The following is a 23,565-nucleotide window of genomic DNA, read 5'->3' on the forward strand; positions in this document are numbered from 1 at the left end:
CGCCCACCCGGTGTCGACTCGCGGTGGTCGCTGCCCGGATTTACCTTGGCGTCAAGGCATGAAGCGAAAGCAGGCCACTACGGCACCGGCAGCCGCGTTCAGGCGCGGCCGGGCGAGTGTCTGGGAGGATCACCATGGCCGTCGAGATCCAGCCCCTGCTCAAGCCCTCGCGGCTCAGGCGCCGCGGAGGCTTGTGGGGCGAATGCCTTGCGGAGTTCCTGGGGACCTTCGTCCTCATCTCCTTCGGTTGCGGCGTGGTCGCGATGGCGGTCGCGGCGCTGCCCGGCTCGGGGCGTACCGAGGGACCCACCACGTTCTTCCTCGGCGCCGGGGACTGGTTGCTGATCACCTGGGGATGGGCCATGGCCGTGATCCTCGGTATCTATGTGGCCGGCGGGGTCAGCGGTGCGCACATCAATCCGGCGGTGACCCTGGCCTTCGCCGTGCGCCGCAAGTTCCCGTGGGTCAAGGTCGTCCCCTACTGGGTGGCCCAGGTGCTCGGCGCCCTGGCCGGCGCGGCACTGGTCTACGCCGTGTACCACGACGCCATCAACACCTTCGACGACGCCATGAAGGGGCCGAAGACGAACGGCCACACCCTCGCCTCGTTCTCCATCTTCGCCACCTTCCCGGCGCCCTACTTCCACGGCGGCATCTGGGGCCCCCTGGTCGACCAGATCGTCGGCACGGCCTTCCTGGCCATGCTGGTGGTGGCGATCATCGACCTGCGGAACACGGCCGTGAAGGCGAACCTCGGCCCCCTCGTGATCGGGTTCGTCGTGGCGGCCATCGGCATGTCCTTCGGGGCGAACGCGGGCTACGCGATCAACCCCGCCCGCGACTTCGGCCCCCGCCTGTTCACCTGGATGGCGGGCTGGGAGGATCTGGCGTTCCCGGGCAGCTTGGCGGGGGCGTTCAGCGGCTACTGGTGGATCCCGATCGTCGGACCGCTCGTCGGCGGCGTGGTCGGGGTGCTGGTGTACGACCTGTTCATCGGCGACGTGCTCCACATCCGGGCGCAGCAGGGCGAGCTCCCGGAGCCCGGCCGGACGCGTCCCACCACCTCCGACGAGGAGTGAGCCGGGGCCCGGTCAGCCGTCGCCCTCCAGGTCCCCCTCCGTCTCCAGGTACACCTGCCGCAGGCCCTCCAGCACGGCCGGGTCGGGCTTCTCCCACATCCCGCGGGACTCCGCCTCCAGCAGGCGTTCGGCGATGCCGTGCAGGGCCCAGGGGTTGGCCTGCTGGAGGAACTCGCGGTTGGCCGGGTCCAGGACGTAGGTCTCGGTGAGCTTGTCGTACATCCAGTCGGCGACCACGCCGGTGGTGGCGTCGTAGCCGAAGAGGTAGTCCACGGTGGCGGCGAGTTCGAAGGCGCCCTTGTAGCCGTGGCGGCGCATGGCCTCGATCCACCTGGGGTTGACGACCCGGGCGCGGAAGACGCGGGAGGTCTCCTCGACGAGGGTGCGGGTACGGACCGTCTCGGGGCGGGTGGAGTCGCCGATGTACGCCTCGGGGGCCGTGCCGCGCAGCGCCCGGACGGTCGCCACCATGCCGCCGTGGTACTGGAAGTAGTCGTCCGAGTCGGCGATGTCGTGCTCGCGGGTGTCGGTGTTCTTCGCCGCGACAGCGATCCGCTTGTACGCCGTCTCCATCTCGTCGCGCGCCGGGCGGCCGTCGAGGTCGCGGCCGTAGGCGTAGCCGCCCCAGACCGTGTAGACCTCGGCGAGGTCGGCGTCGGTGCGCCAGTCGCGGGAGTCGATGAGCTGGAGCAGGCCCGCTCCGTACGTGCCGGGGCGGGAGCCGAAGATGCGGGTGGTGGCGCGGCGTTCGTCGCCGTGGGACGCCACGTCCGCCCGGACGTGGGCCCGTACGTGGTTGGCCTCGGCCGGCTCGTCCAGGGAGGCGGCCAGGCGTACGGCGTCGTCCAGCAGCCCGACGGTGTGCGGGAAGGCGTCCCGGAAGAAGCCCGAGATGCGGAGGGTGACGTCGATGCGGGGGCGGCCCAGCTCCTCGTACGGGACGGGCTCCAGGCCCGTGACCCGCCGGGAGGCGTCGTCCCAGACGGGACGGATGCCGAGCAGGGCGAGGGCCTCCGCCACGTCGTCGCCCGCCGTGCGCATGGCGCTGGTGCCCCACAGGGAGAGGCCGACGGAGGTGGGCCAGTCGCCGTTGTCGGTGCGGTAGCGCTCCAGGAGGGAGTCGGCGAGGGCCTGGCCCGTTTCCCAGGCGAGGCGGGAGGGGACGGCCTTGGGGTCCACCGAGTAGAAGTTGCGGCCCGTCGGGAGGACGTTGACGAGGCCACGCAGGGGTGATCCCGAGGGGCCCGCGGGGACGAAGCCGCCCGCCAGCGCGTGGACGGTGTGGTCGATTTCGGCGGTGGTCGCGGCGAGGCGCGGCACGACCTCGCGGGCCGCGAACTCCAGGACGGCGGCGACCTGTCCCCCGTGCTCGGCGGGGACCGCGGCCGGGTCCCAGCCCGCGTCGTCCATCGCCTGGACCAGGGCGCGGGCCTGCTCCTCGGCCGCGTCGGCGGTCGTGCGGGTCGCGGCGGACTCGTCCAGGCCGAGTGCCTCGCGCAGGCCGGGCAGGGCCTGCGCGCCGCCCCAGATCTGGCGGGCGCGGAGGATGGCGAGGACGAGGTTGACCCGGTCGGCGCCCTGCGGCGGGTTGCCGAGGACGTGCAGTCCGTCGCGGATCTGGGCGTCCTTGACCTCGCAGAGCCAGCCGTCGACGTGCAGGAGGAAGTCGTCGAAGCCGTCGTCGTCCGGGCGGTCCTCCAGGCCGAGGTCGTGGTCGAGCCTGGCGGCCTGGATGAGGGTCCAGATCTGGGCCCGGATCGCCGGGAGCTTGGCGGGGTCCATGGAGGAGATCTGGGCGTACTCGTCGAGGAGTTGTTCCAGGCGCGCGATGTCGCCGTAGGAGTCGGCGCGGGCCATGGGCGGGACGAGGTGGTCGACGAGGGTGGCGTGCACGCGGCGCTTGGCCTGGGTGCCCTCGCCGGGGTCGTTGACCAGGAACGGGTAGATCAGCGGGAGGTCGCCGAGGGCGGCGTCCGGGCCGCAGGCGGCGGACAGGCCGGCGTTCTTGCCGGGCAGCCACTCCAGGTTGCCGTGCTTGCCGAGGTGGATCATCGCGTCGGCGCCGAAGCCGCCGTCCTCGGCCCGGGCGGCGATCCAGCGGTAGGCGGCCAGGTAGTGGTGGGAGGGCGGCAGGTCCGGGTCGTGGTAGATCGCGATCGGGTTCTCGCCGAAGCCGCGCGGGGGCTGGATGAGGATCAGCAGGTTGCCGAAGCGCAGGGCCGCGAGGACGATGTCGCCCTCCGGGTTCCGGCTGCGGTCGACGAACATCTCGCCGGGGGCCGGGCCCCAGTGCTCCTCCACCGCCGTGCGCAGTTCCTCGGGGAGCGTGGCGAACCAGCGGCGGTAGTCGGCCGCGGGGATCCGCACCGGGTTGCGGGCCAGTTGCTCCTCGGTGAGCCAGTCCTGGTCGTGCCCGCCCGCCTCGATCAGCGCGCGGATCAGCTCGTCCCCGTCGCCGGAGGCCAGGCCCGGCACCTCCGTGTCCGTTCCGAAGTCGTAGCCCTCGTCGCGGAGCCGGCGGAGCAGGGCGACCGCGCTGGCGGGCGTGTCCAGGCCGACAGCGTTGCCGATGCGGGAGTGCTTGGTCGGGTAGGCGGAGAGGACCAGCGCGAGGCGCTTGTCGGCGGGCCGGATGTGGCGGAGCCGGGCGTGGCGTACGGCGATTCCGGCGACCCGGGCAGCGCGCTCGGGGTCGGCGACGTAGGCCGGGAGGCCGTCGGCGTCGATCTCCTTGAAGGAGAACGGGACGGTGATGAGACGGCCGTCGAACTCGGGGACGGCGATCTGGCTGGCCGCGTCGAGCGGGGAGACGCCCTCGTCGTTCTCCTCCCAGGCGGTCCGTGAACCGGTGAGGCACAGGGCCTGGAGGATCGGTACGTCGAGGGCGGTGAGCGCGCCGGCGTCCCAGGACTCGTCGTCGCCGCCGGCCGAGGCCTCTGCGGGCCTGGTGCCGCCGGCGGCGAGGACGGTGGTGACGATGGCGTCGGCGGCGCGGAGTTCCTCGATCAGCTCGGGCTCGGGGGCGCGCAGGGAGGCGACGTACAGGGGCAGGGGCCGGCCGCCCGCGTCCTCGATCGCGTCGCACAGGGCGCCGACGAAGGCGGTGTTGCCGCTCATGTGGTGGGCCCGGTAGTAGAGCACGGCGACGGTCGGGCCGTCGGTGTCCCTGCTCTCCCTGGGCAGCGGGCCCCAGGTGGGGGCCGCCGCCGGCGCCTCGAAGCCGTGGCCGGTGAGCAGGACCGTGTCGGAGAGGAAGCGGGCGAGCTGTTCCAGGTTGGCCGGACCGCCGTGCGCGAGGTAGGCGTGGGCCTCGGCGGCGATGCCGACGGGGACGGTGGAGGACGCCATCAGCTGGGCGTCCGGGGCTTGTTCGCCGGTCAGGACGACGACGGGACGGCCGTCGGCGAGGAGCAGGTCGAGTCCGTCCTGCCAGGCCCGGATGCCGCCGAGGAGGCGTACGACGACCAGGTCGACGCCGTCGAGGAGGGCGGGGAGGCCGTCGAGGTCGAGGCGGGAGGGGTTGGCGAAGCGGTACGGGACCGGGCCGCCGGCCGCGCGGGCGCTGAGCAGGTCGGTGTCGGACGTCGACAGGAGCAGGATGCGGGGGTGCGTGGGGCGTTCCCCGGCTGAGTGCAGCATGCGGCGGCTGGCCTTCCTCGGGGTGTCCGCGCCCCGGGCGGGTGGTGGGACGGCGGGAGTTCCTGGCTCGCCCGGCCCGCGTGGGCCGGGCTCACAGTGGCGGGACCGCGCCGGACTCGCACCGGGCTTCCTCCCCTGTCGCCGTCGTGGCGTCGGCGGACCGGATGATCCACCGAGGAGCATAGTAAGGGGCAGGGGAAAAGGGCGGGGCATACACCGGGTGTGATGGTAGGTATGCTCGCCGCCATGCCCACGCCTGCCCTCCGTTCATCGCCCCAGGCCACAGCGGTCTCCCGGGACCGCGGTGACGCCTGTCCGGGGACGCTGCGGCTGCACGCGGCGGACGACGGCGCGCTGGCCCGAGTCCGGGTGCCCGGAGGCGTCCTGACCGTGCGGCAGGCGGAGGCGCTCGCCGACGCGGCGGAGCGGCTGGGCGACGGGGATCTGCATCTGACCTCGCGCGGCAACGTGCAGCTGCGGGGTCTGGAGGACGGCTGCGGCGGGGAGTTGGCCCGGCTGCTGGACGCCGCCGGGCTGCTGCCCTCGCGCGGGCACGAGCGGGTGCGCAACATCGTGGCCTCGCCGCTGTCCGGTCTCGACGGGCAGGGCGTGCGGGACGTACGGCCCTGGCTGACGGCCCTCGACGAGGCGCTGTGCGCGAGCGAGGCGGCGCAGGACCTGTCGGGCCGTTTCCTGTTCGCGCTCGACGACGGACGCGGCGACGTGGCCGGCCTCGGTGCCGATGTGACGGTACGGGCGGCGGCGGACGGCGGTGCGCAACTCGGCGTCGGAGCGGCCGGGGAAGCGTTGCGCGTCTTGGCCGACGAGGCGGCTCGGGCCGCGCTGATCGCCGCGGAGACCTTCCTGGAGGCGGCCCGGGCGAGCGGGACACGGGTCTGGCGCGTGGACGAACTCGACCTTTCTGACGGCGAGTTGCTCGATGCGGTCGGCCGGCGGCTGACGGCCGAGGGCATCCGCCACGAGCGGCGGAGCCGGGAGACCGGCCGCACCGACGGCCCGCCCCCGGGAGTGGTGGGTGCCGGCCTCTCCGTGCACGTGCCCCTGGGGCGGCTCTCGGCACGCCAATGGCGGGAACTGACGTACGTCGCCGCCGGCGAGCTGCGTCTGACTCCGTGGCGCGGTGTGGTTCTTCCCACACCGGGGACCCACGCGGAGGTGTCCCTCGCCCGGCTCGCCGCCACCGGCCTCGTCACCGACCCCCACTCCCCCTGGCTGCACGTCGGCGCCTGCATCGGCAGGCCCGGATGCGCCAAGTCGCAGGCCGACGTGCGGACCGACGCGGCCGGGGCCCTCGGCGCGATCGGCCCGCACGGACTGCCCCTGTACTGGTCCGGCTGCGAACGCCGCTGCGGCCGTCCCCGGGGCGACCGCGTCGACGTGGTCGCCGCTCCGGGGGGCGGCTACCGGCTCTCCACCGCCGTCCCCGGCCGGGAACCCCGGACCACCACGATGAACGACCCCGCCCGACTCGCCGCCGCCCTGGCGGCGATCACCTCATGACCCGTACGACGACCGAGAGCAGCGAGAAGACCACCGTGACCACGTACGACTACGAGAAGGACGGCGCGGCCATCTACCGCCAGTCCTTCGCCACCATCCGCGCGGAGGCGGACCTCGCGGCCCTGCCCGCCGACGTCAGCCAGGTCGCGGTGCGGATGATCCACGCCTGCGGGATGGTCGACCTCGTACGGGACCTGGCCTACACGCCGGCCGTGGTGGCCCGCGCCCGTGCGGCCCTGCGCGCGGGCGCGCCCGTCTTCACCGACGTGCAGATGGTGGCCAGCGGGGTGACGCGCAAGCGGCTGCCCGCCGGCAACGACGTGCTCTGCACGCTCTCCGACCCGTCCGTGCCGGAGCTGGCCGCGAGGCTCGGCACCACGCGCAGCGCCGCCGCGCTGGAGCTGTGGCGGGACCGGCTGGAGGGTTCGGTGGTCGCCGTAGGCAACGCGCCGACCGCGCTGTTCCGGCTGCTGGAGATGATCGAGGAAGGCGCTCCCCGGCCCGCCGCCGTGATCGGCGTACCGGTCGGCTTCGTCGGGGCCGCCGAGTCCAAGGACGCCCTGGCCGCGCATCCGTCCGGTGTTGAGCACCTGGTCGTGCGCGGCCGTCGCGGGGGCAGCGCCATCGCCGCCGCCGCGCTCAACGCGATCGCGAGTGAGGAAGAGTGAGCGGCAAGCAGTCCACAGCGGGGCGGCTGTACGGGGTCGGGCTCGGCCCCGGTGACCCCTCCCTGATGACCCTTCGGGCCGTGGAGGTCATCGCCGAGGCGGACGTGATCGCGTACCACAGCGCCCGGCACGGACGTTCCATCGCCCGCTCGATCGCGGCGAAGCACATCCGCTCCGATCACATCGAGGAGCGGCTGGTCTACCCGGTCACCACCGAGACGACGGACCATCCCGGCGGCTACAGGGGCGCGATCGAGGAGTTCTACGCCGAGGCGTCGGCCCGGCTCGCCACGCACCTGGACGCGGGGCGGACGGTCGCGGTCCTCGCCGAGGGCGATCCGCTCTTCTACGGCTCCTACATGCACATGCACAAGCGGCTCGCGGGCCGCTACGACACCGAGGTGATCCCGGGCGTGACGTCCGTGTCCGCCGCTGCCGCCCGGCTGGGCGCCCCGCTCGCCGAGGGCGAGGAGGTGCTGACCATTCTGCCGGGCACCCTGCCCGAGGAGGAGCTGACCGCACGGCTGGCCTCGACCGACGCGGCCGTGGTGATGAAGCTGGGGCGGACCTTCACCAAGGTGCGCAGCGCGCTGGAGGGTTCGGGGCGGCTGGGCGACGCCCGGTATGTCGAGCGGGCCACCATGGCCGGGGAGCGGCTCGCCGAACTGGCCGACGTGGACGCGGAGTCGGTGCCGTACTTCTCGGTGGCCGTGCTGCCGAGCCAGGTCGGCGCGGAGCGGCCGGAGGCCCGGGAGCGGGGCGAGGTCGTCGTGGTCGGGACCGGGCCGGCCGGTCCGCTGTGGCTGACGCCCGAGACCCGGGGCGCGCTGGCCGCCGCCGACGACCTGGTCGGCTACACGACCTATCTCGACCGGGTGCCGCAGCGCCCCGGGCAGGTCCGGCACGGTTCGGACAACCGGGTCGAGTCGGAGCGCGCCGAGTTCGCCCTCGATCTGGCCCGGCGCGGGCGGCGGGTCGCGGTCGTCTCCGGCGGCGACCCGGGCGTGTTCGCCATGGCGACGGCCGTCCTGGAGGTCGCGTCCCAGGAGGAGTACGCGGACGTCCCGGTACGGGTGCTGCCGGGGGTGACCGCCGCCAACGCGGCAGCGGCCCGGGCGGGCGCCCCGCTCGGCCACGACTACGCCGCCCTTTCCCTCTCCGACCGGCTCAAGCCCTGGGAGGTCATCGCCGAGCGGCTGCACGCGGCGGCCTCGGCGGACCTGGTGCTGGCCCTGTACAACCCCGGCTCGCGCAGCCGCACCTGGCAGGTGGGCAAGGCCCGAGAACTGCTGCTGGAGCACCGGGCGCCGGACACCCCGGTCGTGGTGGCGCGGGACGTGGGCGGCCCCGGCGAACACGTCCGGATCGTACGGCTGGCCGATCTGGACCCGGCCGAGGTCGACATGCGCACCATCCTGCTGGTCGGCTCCTCCCAGACCCGGGCCGTCCGGCGCGGGGGCGGCGAGGAGATCGTGTGGACCCCGCGCCGCTATCCGGAGGCATGACCTACGGACCCGGTGCGAGGCGAGGCCGCGCACCGGCGACAGCGGCCGGGCCGGATCGTCTCCGGCCCCGGTCGGTGCTCAGCCGGTGGCCGGGGACCCGCGTCCGTGGAGCCCCTCCCCGACCCACCGGGCCGCCTCCTCCGGTCCGGGCACGACCTGGACGCCCTCGGGGACCGGAGGCCGACGGATCACGAGTACCGGCAGTCCGGCCTCCCGGGCCGCTGTCAGCTTCGGTGCGGTGGCCGCTCCCCCGCTGTCCTTGGTCACCACGACCTCGATGCGGTGCCGGCGCAGCAGCTCGCGCTCGCCGTCGAGCGTGAACGGGCCGCGGTCGAGCAGCACCTCCATGCGGGCCGGGTGCGGGGCCTCGGGCGCGTCCACGGACCGTACGAGGAACCACAGCTCGTCCAGGCCGGCGAACGCGGCCAGGCCCATGCGCCCGGTCGTGAGGAACACGCGCCGGCCGAGCGAGGGCAGCAGCCGTGCGGCCTCCTCCAGGGAGCCGGCGTCGTGCCAGTCGTCGCCCGCGACGGGGACCCAGCCGGGGCGCCGCAGGGCGAGCAGGGGAACATGGGCGGTGGCGGCGGCCCGCGCCGCGTGGAAACTGATCGTCCCGGCGAAAGGGTGGGTGGCGTCGATGAGCACGTCCACCCGGTGCTCACGCAGCCACGCGGTCAGCCCCTCCACCCCGCCGAAGCCGCCGATCCGGACCTCGCCCGGCGGCAGGCGGGGGCTGGCCACCCGCCCGGCGAGGGAACTGGTCAGGGTCAGGCCGGGCGTGTCGTGGAGCAGTTCGGCGAGACGGCGGGCCTCGGTGGTGCCGCCGAGAATCAGTACGCGCATGGAAGTCCAGGTCCGTTCATGAGCAGCGAAGTGAAGGGCGGCCGCAGGGCCCAGCTGGAACACACCGGCCTGCGGCCCGGCTGGACCACCGGCGCCTGTGCGACGGCGGCCACGACGGCGGCGTACACCGCCCTGCTGACCGGCGAGTTTCCCGACCCCGTGACGATCACGCTGCCGAAGGGGCAGACGCCGTCGTTCGCCCTGGCCGTCGAGGAACGGGGCGACGGGCACGCGATGGCGGGGGTCGTGAAGGACGCCGGGGACGACCCGGACGTCACGCACGGCGCGCTGGTCCGGGTCACGGTACGGCCGCTGCCCGCCGGGTCCGGGGTGGTGTTCAGGGCAGGACCCGGGGTCGGCACGATCACCCGCCCCGGCCTGCCCCTGCCCGTCGGCGAACCGGCCGTCAACCCGGTCCCGCGCCGGATGATGCGCGAGCACGTCGCCGAGGTCGCCGCCCGGCACGGCGGCCCGGGCGACGTCGAGATCACCGTCTCCGTCGACGACGGCGAGGAGATCGCCCGCTCCACCTGGAACCCCCGGCTCGGCATCCTGGGCGGCCTGTCCGTCCTCGGCACGACCGGCATCGTCGTCCCGTACTCCTGCTCGGCGTGGATCGACTCCATCCGGCGGGGCGTGGACGTGGCACGGGCGGCGGGGCGTACGCATGTCGCCGGCTGCACCGGGTCGACGTCGGAGAAGACGGTCGTGGCCGAGTACGGGCTGCCCGAGGACGCCCTGCTCGACATGGGCGACTTCGCGGGCGCCGTGCTGAAGTACATCCGCCGCCACCCCGTCGCCCGCCTGACGATCTGCGGTGGCTTCGCCAAGCTCTCCAAGCTCGCCGCCGGGCACCTCGACCTGCACTCGGCCCGTTCCCAGGTCGACAAGGGCTTCCTCGCCGAACTGGCCCGGCGCGGCGGCGCGGACGAGGCGCTGGCCGCGGAGGTGGCGGACGCCAACACCGGGCTCGCCGCGCTCCAGTCGTGCCAGGCCGCCGGGGTGCCGCTCGGCGACCTGGTCGCCACCACCGCCCGCGACGAGGCCCTGGCCGTGCTGCGCGGGGCGCCGGTCGTGGTCGACGTGATCTGCATCGACCGGGCGGGGACGGTGGTGGGGCGCAGCGCGCCGGCCTGACGGCGGGGACCGCTCACCGCTGTCAGCACACGTGGCGTTCCCGCTCCGGCGAGTACAGGTGACTGTCCCGGAACTGTTCCGCCCCCAGCGTCCGGCCCACCATGATGACGGCCGTGCGCAGCACACCGGCCTCCTTGGTCTTCCCCGCGATCTCGTCGAGGGTGCCGCGGATGATCAGCTCGTCCGGGCGGGAGGCGTAGGCGACGACCGCGGCCGGGCAGTCGGCGCCGTAGTGCGGCAGGAGTTCGCCGACCACGCGGTCCACGTACTTGGCGGCCAGGTGCAGCACGATCAGCGCGCCGCTGCGGCCGAGGGTGGCCAGGTCCTCTCCCTCGGGCATGGCGGTGGCCCGGTTGGCGACGCGGGTGAGGATCACGGTCTGGCCGACGGTCGGTACGGTCAGCTCCCGCTTCAGGGAAGCGGCCGCGGCGGCGAAGGCGGGGACGCCCGGGACAACCTCGTAGGGCACCTCGGCCGCGTCCAGCCGTCGCATCTGCTCGGCGACCGCGCTGAACACGGCGGGGTCCCCGGAGTGCAGCCGGGCCACGTCGTGCCCCTCCTCGTGGGCGCGCAGCAGTTCGGCGGTGATCTGGTCCAGGTCGAGCTGCGCGGTGTCCACCAGCCGGGCGTCGGGCGGGCATTCGGCGAGCAGTTCGCGCGGGACCAGGCTGCCCGCGTACAGACAGACCCGGCAGGCGGCGAGCGTGCGGGCGCCGCGCACCGTGATCAGGTCGGCGGCGCCGGGGCCGGCACCGATGAAGTACACGGTCATCTGTCTGCTCCTGAAGAGGTGTCGGGCGTTTTCCGTACGGCCCACTGGGTCACCGGCATCGCCTGCCGCCACCCGGTGAAGCCGCCCACCGGCACGGCGTGTGCCACCGCGAGCCGCACCAGTTCGCCGCCGCGGCGCCGGTGGGCGTCGGCGAGCAGCGCCTCGGACTCCAGCGTCACGGTGTTGGCGACCAGCCGCCCGCCGCCGGGCAGCGCCTCCCAGCAGGCGTCGAGGAGGCCGGGCACGGTGAGCCCGCCGCCGACGAACACGGCGTCCGGGGGCGGGAGTTCGGCGAGGACGGCGGGCGCTGCGCCGGTGACGACCCGCAGTCCGGGCACGCCGAGCCGGTCGGCGTTGCGGCTGATCCGTTCGGCGCGTGCCGGGTCCCGCTCCACGGTGACCGCGCGGCACGAGGGGTGGGTGCGCATCCACTCGACGGCGATCGAGCCGGAGCCGCCGCCGATGTCCCACAGCAGTTCGCCGGGTGCGGGGGCGAGCACGCCGAGTGTGGCGGCGCGGATGTGCCGCTTGGTGAGCTGCCCGTCGTGCTCGTACGCCTCGTCCGGCAGCCCGGGTACGGCGCCCAGCCGCAGGGCGTCGGGGGACCGGCGGCACTCCACGGCCACGATGTTGAGCGGATCGCCGGGCGGCTGCGACGCGGGCCAGTCGTCGGCGGTGACCTCGTCGGTCGTGCGCTCCCTGTCGCCGCCGAGCTGTTCGAGGACGCGCATGCGGCTGGGTCCGAAGCCCCGGTCCCGCAGCAGGGCGGCGACCTCGCCGGGGGTGGTGGCGTCCGCGCTGAGGACGAGGAGCCGCCGGCCGTCGTGCAGGGCGGCGGCCAGGCGGGCGGTGGGCCGGCCGACGAGCGTGACGACCTCCACGTCCTCCAGCGGCCAGCCGAGCCGGGCGGCGGCGTAGGAGACGGAGGAGGGGTGCGGCAGGACGCGCAGGGCGCCGGTCTCCTCGGCGAGGGCGCGGCCGATGCCGTAGAACATGGGGTCCCCGCTGGCCAGTACGGCGATCCGGCGGTCGGCGTGCGCGGCGAGCAGGCCGGGGACGGCGGGGCGCAGCGGCGACGGCCAGGCGACGCGCCGCCCGGTGCACTCCGGGGGCAGCAGGTCCAGCTGGCGGGGTCCGCCGATCAGGACCTCGGCCTCGCGCAGTGCGCTGCGGGAGGCGTCGGGCAGTCCCGCCCAGCCGTCGGCCCCGAGCCCGACGACGGTCACGGCGGCGGTCGGTGCGGGGGGTAGGGGGGTCACTGCGCGGTACCTCGGGGTTCGGGGGCAACAGAGGCGCACTCTACTGGGCGCTGACCAGCGCACCTGTGCTCGGGGGCACCGGCCCCCGCCCGGCGGGGTGACCGTCCTCGCCCCGTCCCGCTCGGGACGGCTCCCAGGTCATGTGGGGTCCGGGCGCCGTCGCGCGAGGGGACTGAAGACGTACAGGTCGAGGATCTCGGGCAGCGGGGCCACGCCCGGGCCGCCCTCCCGGACCCAGGTGACGACGTCCTCGGTCGCGGCCGGGTCGTTGACCAGCCCGAGCCACACCGGGCGGGCCCCGGCGGCCCGGCCTTCGGCGGACGGCTGGACGACGATGACGTTGGCCTGGTCGCAGACGTCGAGACAGGCGGAGATCCGCACCGGCCCGGCCGCGCGCAGCCGCTCGGTCTGGGCCGTGTGATCGACGCCGGTCACCTTGCCGGTGCCGCAACAGCAGTCCCGGCACACGACGATGCGGCAGGGTGCCGGACCGGTCGCCGCTGCGTCCAGGGGATCGTCGGTCACACCGGCTTCCTCGTCGTTCCGCTCTCGTCCTGCCGCTGATCATCATTCCATGGGCGTCCGCTCCTCCCGGAACGAGGGGCCGGCCGGGCAGGTTCGGATACGGTCGGGCCGAGTCCTGAGAGGGATGGGGAGGCACGATGGGGTCGGGGAGACGGCAGGCGCCGGGGAGCGTGGCATGGCTGCTGATGGGTGTCGTGACGGTCGTCGTCGGAGTGTTCATGGCCCTGGAGGTCCGCGGGGCGCTGGACCGGGAGCGGGAGTTCCGTGCCGCGCCGGCCTGCGCCTCGGTCCCGGTGCGGGCGTCGGGGTGCCGGTGGGAGCAGGAGTTCACCGTCCGCACGGCCGACACGAACCGCGGGAAGCGCAACGCCTCCCCGGAGGCGGAGCTGCTGCTGCCCTCCGGCGAGTCCTGGGAGGTCACGTTCCGGCAGGCCGGCCCGGTGGTGTCGGAGCTGGCGCCGGGCGAGAAGGTCGTCGGCCTGATCTGGCACGGGCGGGTCGTCGAGGTACGGGACGCCGACGGGCGGCGGCAGCAGACGTCGGACGGGCCCGTGGGCTGGTCCGAGGACCGGCTCGGCGGCGCGCTCGCCTGTTTCTCGTTCGGCCTGCCCGCCTTCGTCGGCGGGGTGTGGCCCCTGTTCGCGCGGGGCGACCGGCGGCATGCGAAGGCGGCGGTCGTGGTGCGGTGGCACGGCGTCTGCCTGGCCGTCGCGGCGCTCTTCACGCTGTGGGCGCAGGCCGCCAACGAATGGCCGTTCTGGGCGATCTGGGCGATCTGGGGCCCGCTCGCACTGCTCGGTCTGGCCTCCATGACGGCCTTCGTCATCGCCGCGCTGCGCGGCGACATGGACGACGAGGGCCCGCCCGTCCCGCAGCCGGACCCGACCGCACCCGCGTCAGGTCACTCCTGACCCCGGATGCCGTCGGTGAGCCGCGCTCCGTCGCACAGTGATGGGCTGCCGCAGGCGGCGGCCCGGGCCCGGAGGGGGACGCCGTTCGCGCGCAGCACCTCGCGGACGTCAAGGATCAGCGGGAAGACCTCGTGGTTGCGGTCCTCGCCCTGCTCGTCCCAGGCCCGCTGCTCGGCCTCCACGGCCATGCGGTCCTCGGCGAACACCCGCTCGGTGAAGCGCCTGATGAACGGCCAGGCCAGCTGCAGGAGGCCGGGGATCCCGGGCTTCTCGATCATGAGCAGGCCGAAGGCGTGACACGTGCGCTGCTCGGCGTCCGCGGGCACGTAGGCGGCCCAGAGGCGGAAGGCCGGGCGTTCGGCGTTCTCGGGGACGAGGTCGAGCGTCTGGTAGGGGTACTCGGTGCGGATGGTCATGACGTCGGCGGTGCCGCCCCCGAGTCCCTCGGCGGCCAGCAGTCCGGCGCTGCGGTTCCGCCTGCCCCCGGTGTGGGTGAACAGGTACCTGGCCTCGACGGACCGCTCGTCGGCCTCGTATCCCAGCAGTTCGGGGTGGAGCCTGCCGACGACGCCCCGGTGGAGGAACTGGTGGTTCATGTCGAGGAGGTTCTCGTGCATGAACGAGTAGTGGCAGCGCACGGTCCGGGAGTACGTCATGGTCCGGTACCGCGGTGAACCGAAGGCGGGCAGGTGCGGCAGCGGCGTGGCCGCCGCTCGCTGCGGGTCGCCCGGGAAGACGAAGACCAGGCCGTACGCCTCGCGCACGGGGTAGCCGCGCACGCCGCGGGGCGGCCGGCGATCACCCTTGGCCAGGTACGGGATCTGCGAGATCCGGCCGTCGCCGCGATAGGCCCAGGCGTGGTAGCGGCAGCGGAGCGTCTCGCCCTCCACCACGCCCATGCTCAACGGCACCTGCCGGTGGGCGCACCGGTCCTCCAGCGCGTGCACGTCACCGCTCTTTCCCCGGAACAGGGCGATGCGCTCACCCGCGAACGTGGTCGCCAGCACCCGCTCGGCGCGCACCCGCCGGGACAGGGCGACCGGATACCAGTGGTCGGGGTTGGCGCCCACGCGGCGCAGATCGGCCTCGGCGGGATCCGGGTCGGTGTGCTCCGAGGGCTCGGCGGCGAGGGCGGTGGCCCTGTCGGTCTCGGTCATACCTCTCCTCGCAGGGGGGACACGGCACGGACAGCCACCCTCACCCTGGCCGCGCCCCCGTGCCGGCGCCCTGCCGGAGGGTCCGGACGGGTGAAGGGCGCTCAGGCGCCGCGCAGTGGGTTGGGCAGCGGCAGGTAGCGCGCGTCCGCGCCGTCCGCGCCCGTCCAGCGGAGCAGCAGGTTCGTCTTGCCGGGGAGGGTGGGTGAGGCGAGCAGGGCGGGGATCTCGGGGACGTCGTGGCGGGCGAGTTCGCGGCGGGCGGTGGGCCAGGGGTCGAAACCGGGGCGGCGTTCCACGAGGGCACCGGCGATCTCGCTGAGGTGGTTGACGACCAGGCAGTACACGAGCCGCTCCCAGCCGGCTTCCCGCTCCACGTCCGGCAGCAGCTTCACGCCCTCGGCGTCCCGGTACAGCGCCTGCACGGGCATGCCGTCCGCGTCCACGGCGACCAGGGTGTTCTGGAGGTGCGCCTCGATGACGACCCCGTGCCGGGCGAAGGCCGTCAGGGCAGGGGGCACCACCCGGGCCAGGTACGCCGCCCACCAGGCCCCGGGGTCGGCGGCCCGGTCGAGTGGGCTGCCGTCGAAGCCCTCGACGAGACCGGCGGCGAGCAGCGGGGTGGCACCGGGCAGGAGACGGCCGCCGAAGCCGTCCCGCACGAGGACGGCCAGGGCCTCGAAGGCGAAGTCGGCGGTGCGGTACCCGCGGTCGCCGAGCCAGGCCGGGGGGCCTTCGAACGTGTCGAGGGCGGCGCACACGGCCGCGTCGGTCCGGCGCAGGGCGAGCAGGTCGTGCCGCCACAGCCGGCGGACGTCGTTGGTGATGCGCACGTCCAGGCTGAACTTCAGGAAGAGGTCGTGCCCGGGTGCGTAGAGCGTGCGGATCGCGGCCGTCGGCCAGGTGTCGAAGGCGGTCGTGCCGAGCCGGACGAGTCTGCCGTCCGCGAAGGCGCCGGCGAGCTCGGGGCCGGCCAGGTCGAGCTGCCAGGGGTGGGCGGGCAGCAGCCGGTAGCCGGGCGGGGCCGTGCCGAGGGCGTCGAGGGCCGAGGTGTCGCCCTCCTCGACGACGGTGTCCTCGCGCAGCCCGAGCAGGGTCAGCGGGAAGCGGGCGTACGCCTCGGGCGCGTACGGCAGCCATCCGGCGGCGGGGCCGCCGCCGCGCGCCTTGGGGGCCGGGTGGTGGGTGTGGCCGGTGAGGAGGCACTGCTCGGAGCGCAGGTAGAGGTCGTCGGGCGGGTTCGCCCGGGCGCGGGCGGCCAGCAGCGCGGCCACGGCGTCCCGGCTGTCGATCATCTCGGCGGGCAGTTCGGAGTTGGACAGGCCGGTGTGGCGGCGCAGTTCCTCGGCGGTGAGCTTGACCAGTTCGGCGTGGGTGAGGCGGTGCCAGGCGCCGTCCGCCCGTACCTCGGGCTCGGTGGGCCGGCGGCCGCCCCGCACGCGCAGCAGACGGCCGCTGGTCCGCAGCCGGTACACGCCCGGCTCGACGTGCTCCCCCACCTCCCGCAGCAGGCAGTTCAGCAGCGGCACGGCGGCGTACGCGTCGGCCCGTGCGGCGAGGGCGCCGGTGACCGGGTCGTCCTGAGCGGGGTCACCATGGGAGGCACCGGGGGCGGAGTCGTCGCCGTCCGGCGGGGGCATGAGGTCCACGCGTTCCACTCGTTCCCTGCGGTCCTTCCGGATTCCCGGACTTCCGGGCGGAGATGATCAGTATGCGTGCCGTCGTCATCCCGCCGTGACGCCCTATTCGTACCCGAGGAGCCCGCCCGTGCACCGTTCCCCCACCGCCGAGGCCGAGGTCGCCGACGAACTGGCCGTGGTACGGCCCGGTCTGCTGCCGCGGTACGAGGCCGAACTGCCCGGCGCCCGGGCGGCCGTGCTGTCCCGTCTGTGGCGGGGTCTCGCCCATGATCCGCTGCCCTGGGTCACCCGCCGCGAGCAGGGCCGGGACGGGCTGACCCTGTACCTGTCCGACGGCCGCAGGCTGCACGGCCCGCGGCCGGATCCGTACGCGACCGGCGCGTACGTCACCGTCGTACGGCTGGAGGAGGCGGAGTACGACGATCCGGCCCGGCTGGTCACGGACCTCGCCGTACCGCACTCCGCGTCCTTCGCCGTCGAACTCGGGCACAGCGTCGCCTCGATGGCGCTGTCGAGGGCGGGGCAGGAGGGGCGCGCCACGGACGGGTGGCCGGAGAGCGGCTGGGAGTGGGAGCAGCGGATCGTCGACGGGCATCCGTTCCATCCCACGTGCCGGTCCCGGCCCGGTTTCTCGGTGGCGGAGCAGCTCGCCTACGGGCCCGAGCACCGTCCGCTGGTGGAGCTGGGGCTGGTGCCGGTGCGGGCGCAGGAGTGCCTGGTGACGGGGGCGTGGCCGCGGGAGCTGCGGGACGGGGAGCGGGTGGTGCTGCCGGTGCACCCGTGGCAGGCGGCGCATGTGCTGAAGCGGGTGTGCGAGGAGCGGCGCGCCGGGCATCCCCTGATGGCGCTGCGGACGCTGGCGCTGCCCGGCGGGCCGCACGTCAAGACCTCGCTGAGTGCCCGGCTGACGTCCTCGGTGCGGGACATCTCGCTGCCCTCGGTCGCCGCGTCCGCGGTGCTGTCGGACTTCGCCGAGACGCCTGCGGCGCACGCCGGCGGCCTGCTGCACATGACCCGCACCCTGGGCGCCGCGGCGGCCGGCTCCCCCGACTTCGCGGCCGTCCTGCGGGAGCCGCCGGAGACCTACGCGGGGGGCGGCGAACGGGTCCTGCCGGTGGCGGCGCTCGCCACCACGGGCCTGCCCCGCTCCCCCGCCTGGCTGGCCGGTTTCGCGCGCCTCGCCCTCACCGCCGGTCTGCGGCTGCTGGAGCTGGGCGTGGCCCTGGAGGCGCACGGCCAGAACCTCCTGGTGATCCTCTCGCCTGCGGGCGATCCGCTGCGGCTGGTCTACCGGGACCTGGCCGACATCCGCGTCAGCCCGGCCCGTCTCGCCCGGCACGGCATCACGGTGCCCGACCTGCCCGCCCGTATGGTCACGGACGACGAACGCGCCCTGCGGCGCAAGCTGTTCGGCTCGCTGGTGGCGGGCGCGCTGGCCGGCACGGCGGGGTCGGGGGCGGCGCTCACGGAGGCGCTGGAGACGGCCGTACGGGATCTGCCCCGCACCCCGGACCTCGCGGCGCTGCGCGCGGAGCCCCTGCCCACGAAGGCGCTGACGCTGATGCGGCTCTCGCCCCAGGCGCCCGGCGACCAATGGGCGGAGCTGCCCAACCCCCTTGCCTGAACCCCGTTTTGGAGCACGGCACCCCTGATCAATAAGATCCGCCGATGATCACAAGAAAACGGCTGGCGGCGGGCGTCTGTGCCCTGCTCGCCGCGTTGACGGCCGGGCTGGCCTTCCCGGCCGGAGCGGCCGCCGGCGAACCCACGGGCCAGGACGCCCCCAAGGTCGACCTCGTCCTCGATGTCAGCGGTTCGATGCGGGCACGGGACATCGACGGACAGTCGCGGATGGCCGCCGCGAAGCAGGCGTTCAACGAGGTGCTCGACGCGACGCCCGAGGAGGTCGAACTCGGCATCCGCACCCTCGGCGCGAACTACCCCGGCGACGACCGGAAGACGGGCTGCAAGGACACCGCGCAGCTCTACCCGGTCGGTCCGCTGGACCGCACCGAGGCCAAGACGGCCGTCGCCACGCTCAGCCCGACCGGCTGGACACCGATCGGCCCGGCCCTGCTGAAGGCGGCCGGCGACCTGGACCGCGGCGACGGCTCCAAGCGCATCGTGCTGATCAGCGACGGCGAGGACACCTGCGCCCCGCTCGACCCGTGCGAGGTGGCCCGCGAGATCGCCGCCAAGGGCATCGGCCTGACCATCGACACGCTGGGCCTGGTGCCCACCGCCAAGTTGAGCAGGCAGCTGAGCTGCATCGCCGAGGCCACCGGCGGCACCTACACCTCGGTGGAGCACCAGGACGAACTCACCGACCGGGTGAACCAGTTGGTGGACCGGGCGGCCGATCCGGTGGTGACGCCGGTGCCGGTGGAGGGCGCCGCCGAGTGTGCGAAGGCACCGGCGCTGAAGTCCGGGCTGTACACGGACCGGGAGGAGTTCGGGCAGCAGCGCTGGTACCGGGTGGACGTGCTGCCGGGCCAGGAGCTGCGGGCCTCGGTGAGCGTGGCGGCCGACCGGGCGGTGAACCCCGGCTACGGGGTGCTGCTGCGGGCGGTCACGGCGCACGGCCGGGAGATCGTGCGCGGCGAGGCGGCGGGCACCGGCCGTACGGATGTGATCTCGACGGGGCTCCGGTACCCCGAGCCCGAGCGTGAGGACTCCGACAGTGACAAGCCGGCCGCGGAGACCGTGTGCCTGGCGGTCACCCACTCCTTCTCTGCGGCCTCCGGGGTGAAGACCACGCCCGGGCTGCCGCTGGAGCTGACGGTCGACGTCGTGGACGGTCCGAGCCAGGCGGGCGACGTGGCCTCCTTCGGCCTCGGCCGCGGCTGGTGGCTGCTGGGCGCGCTGATTCTCACCGGCTTCCTCGCCGGTCTGATCTGGGGCTGGCTGTCGCGCTGGCGGGTCGCGGTCTGGAGGACCAACTGATGCGAACGGTAAGAGCGTTGAGCGCCGCGCTGCTGATCCTCTCACTGGCGGCCGCGCCGGCCGCTGCCGACGCCTCGCCCAGTCCGTCGCAGGACGCGTCGGCGGCACCCACCCGGGCGGGCACCTCCTTCCGTACGGCCACGGAGTTCGAGCAGGGGCAGCGGGCCACGGCGAGCGGCTCCACGGGCGACTACCTGTACTGGTCGTTCCCCGCCGACACCGGCCAGCGCCCCACGGTCAGGGCGACGGTGAAGCTGCCGGACACCCACGCCGCGCAGACCTGGCAGATCGACGTGTACGACGGCCTGCGCCGCCGTCAGGCCTGCCAGTACGGCGCCCAGACCCGCACCGCGGCGGCGAACGCGCCCTCCGTGGAGCTGGCCTGTGTGCTGCGCACGGTCCGCGCCTGGTCGGAGCCGTGGGCGAACGACCCGCTGCCCGGCACCTACTACATCCGGCTGACGGCGACCGGCGTCGCCACCTCCGACCTGGGCCTCCCGGTCGACACCGAGGTCCGGGCCGACTCCAAGGACATCGGCGGCGCGGCGGCGGTGGACGGCTCGCTGTCCGAGCCCCTGGTGCCGGGCATCGCGACGCGGCCGGAAGAGCGGCAGGAGAGCACGGCGGTCCTGGCCGACCTCGAACCGGAGGACGGCTGGGCGTTCGCCTGGTGGTCGGACCGGTGGGTGTGGACGGCGGTGGGCGGTGCCCTCGCCGCGCTGGCGGGTGTCGCCGGGTACGCACTGACACGCGGCCCGGGAAGGCCGTCACGGGTGCCACCCGCCGGCTGAGACCGGCTCGGAAGGCCCGCACGGCGCGGGCCTTCCGCCCGACCCCCCGGAGCGCCATTCCCGACGCGCTGACACGCGCCTCGGTGCGCCCCCCCCCACCGGCGGCCCCCACCGCCTGACACCACCCCGGAAAGCCCCACCGTGCGGGCCTTCCGCCCGACTCGCGGAGTGCCTTTCCCTACGCGCTGACACGCGCCTCGGTGCGACCCGCCACGGCTGCCACGTGCCGCCTGACACCCCCTCCGAAGGCCCCGCACCCTGCGGGCCTTCCCCCGGACCTCCCGGAGTGCCTTTCCGCACGCGCTGACACGCGGCACAGTGCGCCCCCCCACGGGTGCCACCGCCTGACACCACCCCGGAAAGCCCCCGCCCTGCGGGCCTTCCGCCCGACCCCCCGGAGCGCCATACCCGACGCGCTGACACACGGCACAGTGCACCCCCCACCGGCGGCCCCCACCGCCTGACACCACCCCGGAAGGCCCGCACGGTGCGGGCCTTCCCTCACACCTCGCGGAGCGCCTTGGCGAGCGGGCCCTCGCCGCTCACCTCGACCCGGCCCTCCCGCACGGCCCGGGCCAGAGTCAGCTCCCCCCGGCTGAGCGCCGTACACGTGCCGGTGTCCAGGACCAGCCGGGCGTCCGGCTCCCCGGGGGCGGGCCCGTCGCCGTACACAGGTCCCTCCTCGGCACCGGCGCGCAGGTGGAACCGTCCCTCGTCCAGGCGGACTTCGACGAGCCCCTCCCCGTCCAGCAGGCGCAGCAGCGGCAGGGCGAACCAGTGCGCCCGCACCGCGTCCGTCGGCCGCCGTTCCCCGAGTTCCCCCTGCCCCCACTCCCCCAGCGCCTGGAGCACGGGCAGCAACTCCCGGCCCCGGGCCGTGAGTTCGTACACGTAGGCCGCACCGGGCGGGGGCAGCCGGCGGCGGGTCGCGAGGCCGTCGCGCTCCATGTCCTTCAGCCGTGAGGCGAGTACGTCCGTGCTGACGCCGGGCAGGTCCGCGTGCAGGTCGGTGTAGCGGCGGGGGCCGGCGAGGAGCTCCCGGACGATCAGGAGGGTCCAGCGGTCGCCGACGACGTCGAGGGCGCGGGCGGCGGAACAGTACTGGTCGTAGCTTCGGCGAGGTGGCATGCGACGCAGTCTAGACAAGTTGTTGGACTTTCCAAGCGGCTACTTGGTAAAACCAAGCAACACCAGTTAGCGAGGGGATGCGGCGCATGGAGTTCCGGCAGTCGAGCAAGCTGAGCGAGGTCTGTTACGAGATCCGCGGCCCGGTGATAGAGCACGCCAACGCGCTGGAGGAGGCCGGGCACAGCGTGCTGCGCCTGAACACCGGCAATCCCGCGCTCTTCGGGTTCGAGGCGCCGGAGGAGATCCTCCAAGACATGATCCGGATGCTGCCGCAGGCGCACGGCTACACGGACTCGCGCGGCATCCTCTCCGCCCGCCGCGCGGTCGCCCAGCGTTACCAGACGCTGGGCCTGGAGGTCGGCGTCGACGACGTCTTCCTCGGCAACGGCGTGTCCGAGCTCGTCTCGATGGCGGTCCAGGCGCTGCTGGAGGACGGTGACGAGATCCTCATCCCCGCCCCCGACTTCCCCCTCTGGACGGCCGTGACGACCCTCGCGGGCGGCAAGGCGGTCCACTACCTCTGCGACGAGCAGGCCGACTGGTATCCGGACCTGGACGACATGGCGTCGAAGATCACGGACCGCACGAAGGCCGTGGTCATCATCAACCCCAACAACCCCACCGGCGCGGTCTACCCGAAGGAGATCGTCGAGGGCATCCTCGACCTCGCCCGGCGGCACGGCCTGATGGTGTTCGCCGACGAGATCTACGACCAGATCCTCTACGACGACGCCGTGCACCACTCGGCCGCCGCGCTCGCTCCCGACCTGGTGGTGCTCACCTTCTGCGGCCTGTCCAAGACGTACCGCGTGGCGGGCTTCCGCTCCGGCTGGCTGGTGGTGACGGGCCCTAGGCAGCACGCCAAGGACTACCTGGAGGGCCTCACGATGCTGGCCTCCATGCGGCTGTGCGCCAACGCGCCCGCCCAGTACGCCATCCAGGCCGCCCTCGGCGGCCGGCAGTCCATCCGCGACCTCACCCTGCCGGGCGGCCGCCTGCACGAACAGCGCGACATGGCCTGGCAGAAGCTGAACGAGATCCCCGGCGTGACGTGCGTGAAGCCGAAGGGGGCGCTGTACGCGTTCCCTCGTCTCGACCCAAAGGTGCACAAGATCCACGACGACGAGAAGTTCGTCCTGGACCTGCTGCTGCGGGAGAAGATCCAGGTGGTCCAGGGCACCGGCTTCAACTGGCCCACCCCCGACCACTTCCGCATCCTGACTCTCCCGTACGCCGAGGACCTGGAGGCGGCGATCGGGCGGATCGGGCGGTTCCTCGGCGGGTACCGGCAGTAGGCGCGATTGTCAGTGGCGGGTCGTAGCCTTCCAGCAGGTGGGGCGAGTGCCCCAGGGGGGGTCCGCAACGTCCCGTGCCGGAGAGGAGCGCGCCGTGACCCGACCGCCGACCGCCGCGCAGCGGCGGGTCATCGACGCCGCCGACCCGGTGACCGGCCGGCTGCGGGGTACGGAGGCACAGCTCGCCGCGCTGGTGAAGCGGGGGCTCGCCTTCCGGCACCCGCGGCCGCCGCACGACTACTTCCTGACGCCGGAGGGCCACCGGGTACGGCAGGGCGTCGCACAGGTCCCCGCGCCCGCCGCCGAGGCCCCCGCCACCGCCGGTGTGTTCGCCGCGCGCGTCGGCGGCGAGGAGGCGGCGCCGCGGGCCGGGCCCGCCCGGCGCCGTGAGGTGCACAGCGCCTGGCAGGGGCTGCTGGAGCTGCGCCGGATGACCAACCCGGACGGTGCGGTGGAGCGGCCGTGCGGCTGGGAGCGCACGCATCTCGTGCAGGCCGCCGCACTGGCGCTGGAGGCGGCCGGACACCACCCGGCCGGTCGGGACGGCGGGGGCTACCGGGTGCGGGAGACGCCGCAGCCGGAGGCCGTCGCCGTGTACGAGCCGGACGGCGAGGCGCTGCGGACCTGCGCGGCCACCCTGGAGGGAGCAGGCTGGCAGGTGAGCGAGCACCGCGAGCCGCGCACGGGGACCCGCTATCTCCTGGCCTCCCCCCGCCGGGCGTGATGAGCATGCCAAGATCAGTGGATCGTTGCGT

Annotated in this window: 19 protein-coding genes and 1 riboswitch; of the genes, 11 read left to right on the plus strand and 8 right to left on the minus strand. The window is 74.3% G+C overall.

Annotated elements, in window-relative coordinates:
* The first annotated feature begins 134 nt into the window (after positions 1–134).
* A complete protein-coding gene (locus GTY47_RS04370; protein ID WP_010038988.1) occupies positions 135–1,079 on the plus strand; it encodes an MIP/aquaporin family protein in 945 nt (314 codons plus the stop codon).
* Between the two features lie 12 nt (positions 1,080–1,091).
* On the opposite strand, the gene cobN is transcribed toward GTY47_RS04370, so the two are convergent.
* On the minus strand, positions 1,092–4,718 hold the full coding sequence (gene cobN, locus GTY47_RS04375; RefSeq protein ID WP_010038990.1) for a cobaltochelatase subunit CobN: 3,627 nt from the start codon (positions 4,716–4,718) through the stop codon (positions 1,092–1,094).
* A 56-nt stretch (positions 4,719–4,774) separates the two neighbouring features.
* Positions 4,775–4,851, minus strand: a riboswitch (cobalamin riboswitch).
* A 113-nt stretch (positions 4,852–4,964) separates the two neighbouring features.
* On the opposite strand from cobN, the gene cobG reads away from it, so the two are divergent.
* Genes cobG through GTY47_RS04390 form a run of 3 tightly spaced genes read left to right on the plus strand, consistent with a single transcriptional unit; the run spans position 4,965 to position 8,412 of the window.
* A complete protein-coding gene (gene cobG, locus GTY47_RS04380; protein WP_231911105.1) occupies positions 4,965–6,239 on the plus strand; it encodes a precorrin-3B synthase in 1,275 nt (424 codons plus the stop codon).
* A complete protein-coding gene (locus tag GTY47_RS04385; RefSeq protein ID WP_010038994.1) occupies positions 6,236–6,907 on the plus strand; it encodes a precorrin-8X methylmutase in 672 nt (223 codons plus the stop codon). Before cobG ends, GTY47_RS04385 begins: the two co-directional genes overlap by 4 nt.
* Entirely contained in the window at positions 6,904–8,412 is a 1,509-nt protein-coding gene (locus GTY47_RS04390) for a precorrin-2 C(20)-methyltransferase (protein ID WP_010038998.1), read from the plus strand. Before GTY47_RS04385 ends, GTY47_RS04390 begins: the two co-directional genes overlap by 4 nt.
* A gap of 78 nt (positions 8,413–8,490) precedes the next feature.
* Here GTY47_RS04390 and GTY47_RS04395 read toward each other — a convergent pair whose 3' ends face one another.
* Positions 8,491–9,255 carry a cobalt-precorrin-6A reductase gene (locus GTY47_RS04395; protein ID WP_010039002.1) on the minus strand — a complete coding sequence of 255 codons (765 nt, stop codon included), beginning with the start codon at positions 9,253–9,255 and terminating at the stop codon, positions 8,491–8,493.
* An 18-nt stretch (positions 9,256–9,273) separates the two neighbouring features.
* On the opposite strand from GTY47_RS04395, the gene GTY47_RS04400 reads away from it, so the two are divergent.
* Positions 9,274–10,392, plus strand: coding sequence for a cobalt-precorrin-5B (C(1))-methyltransferase (locus tag GTY47_RS04400; RefSeq protein WP_010039004.1), 1,119 nt, complete (start codon positions 9,274–9,276; stop codon positions 10,390–10,392).
* A 22-nt stretch (positions 10,393–10,414) separates the two neighbouring features.
* Here the strand turns inward: GTY47_RS04400 and cobM are convergent, their stop codons facing one another.
* The 3 genes from cobM to GTY47_RS04415 form a co-directional block, all read right to left on the minus strand.
* On the minus strand, positions 10,415–11,164 hold the full coding sequence (cobM, locus tag GTY47_RS04405; protein WP_010039006.1) for a precorrin-4 C(11)-methyltransferase: 750 nt from the start codon (positions 11,162–11,164) through the stop codon (positions 10,415–10,417).
* A complete protein-coding gene (locus tag GTY47_RS04410; protein ID WP_010039008.1) occupies positions 11,161–12,423 on the minus strand; it encodes a bifunctional cobalt-precorrin-7 (C(5))-methyltransferase/cobalt-precorrin-6B (C(15))-methyltransferase in 1,263 nt (420 codons plus the stop codon). Before GTY47_RS04410 ends, cobM begins: the two co-directional genes overlap by 4 nt.
* A 138-nt stretch (positions 12,424–12,561) precedes the next feature.
* Entirely contained in the window at positions 12,562–12,948 is a 387-nt protein-coding gene (locus GTY47_RS04415; RefSeq protein ID WP_010039010.1) for a hypothetical protein, read from the minus strand.
* A gap of 137 nt (positions 12,949–13,085) precedes the next feature.
* Here GTY47_RS04415 and GTY47_RS04420 point away from each other — a divergent pair, with 137 nt between their 5' ends.
* Positions 13,086–13,859: a hypothetical protein gene (locus GTY47_RS04420; protein WP_158688405.1), complete on the plus strand. Its 774-nt coding sequence runs from the start codon at positions 13,086–13,088 to the stop codon at positions 13,857–13,859.
* Here the strand turns inward: GTY47_RS04420 and GTY47_RS04425 are convergent.
* Positions 13,850–15,016: an aromatic ring-hydroxylating dioxygenase subunit alpha gene (locus GTY47_RS04425; RefSeq protein ID WP_010039021.1), complete on the minus strand. Its 1,167-nt coding sequence runs from the start codon at positions 15,014–15,016 to the stop codon at positions 13,850–13,852. The genes GTY47_RS04420 and GTY47_RS04425 overlap by 10 nt on opposite strands.
* 101 nt (positions 15,017–15,117) lie before the next feature.
* Entirely contained in the window at positions 15,118–16,671 is a 1,554-nt protein-coding gene (locus tag GTY47_RS04430) for an IucA/IucC family protein (protein ID WP_010039025.1), read from the minus strand.
* 109 nt (positions 16,672–16,780) lie between these two features.
* Between GTY47_RS04430 and GTY47_RS04435 the strand changes: the two genes are divergently transcribed.
* The 3 genes from GTY47_RS04435 to GTY47_RS04445 are packed head-to-tail and all read left to right on the plus strand — an operon-like array spanning position 16,781 to position 20,387.
* Complete coding sequence (locus GTY47_RS04435; RefSeq protein ID WP_010039027.1) at positions 16,781–18,277, plus strand: IucA/IucC family siderophore biosynthesis protein; 1,497 nt, start codon at positions 16,781–16,783, stop codon at positions 18,275–18,277.
* 44 nt (positions 18,278–18,321) lie between these two features.
* Complete coding sequence (locus tag GTY47_RS04440) at positions 18,322–19,596, plus strand: VWA domain-containing protein (protein ID WP_010039029.1); 1,275 nt, start codon at positions 18,322–18,324, stop codon at positions 19,594–19,596.
* Positions 19,596–20,387, plus strand: a complete 792-nt coding sequence (locus GTY47_RS04445) for a hypothetical protein (protein WP_040903043.1) — start codon at positions 19,596–19,598, stop codon at positions 20,385–20,387. The genes GTY47_RS04440 and GTY47_RS04445 overlap by 1 nt, the downstream gene beginning before the upstream one ends.
* Before the next feature lie 501 nt (positions 20,388–20,888).
* On the opposite strand, the gene GTY47_RS04450 is transcribed toward GTY47_RS04445, so the two are convergent.
* Complete coding sequence (locus tag GTY47_RS04450) at positions 20,889–21,515, minus strand: helix-turn-helix domain-containing protein (RefSeq protein WP_010039037.1); 627 nt, start codon at positions 21,513–21,515, stop codon at positions 20,889–20,891.
* Between the two features lie 86 nt (positions 21,516–21,601).
* Here GTY47_RS04450 and GTY47_RS04455 point away from each other — a divergent pair, with 86 nt between their 5' ends.
* The gene (locus GTY47_RS04455; protein ID WP_010039038.1) at positions 21,602–22,810 is read left to right on the plus strand and encodes a pyridoxal phosphate-dependent aminotransferase; all 1,209 of its coding nucleotides are present in this window, start codon (positions 21,602–21,604) and stop codon (positions 22,808–22,810) included.
* Positions 22,811–22,904: 94 nt separating this feature from the next.
* Positions 22,905–23,534: a hypothetical protein gene (locus GTY47_RS04460; protein ID WP_010039039.1), complete on the plus strand. Its 630-nt coding sequence runs from the start codon at positions 22,905–22,907 to the stop codon at positions 23,532–23,534.
* The last annotated feature ends 31 nt before the right edge of the window (positions 23,535–23,565 follow it).

Origin of the sequence: Streptomyces sp. SID5464 (assembly GCF_009862985.1) — a bacterium.
Taxonomy (GTDB): domain Bacteria; phylum Actinomycetota; class Actinomycetes; order Streptomycetales; family Streptomycetaceae; genus Streptomyces; species Streptomyces chartreusis_D.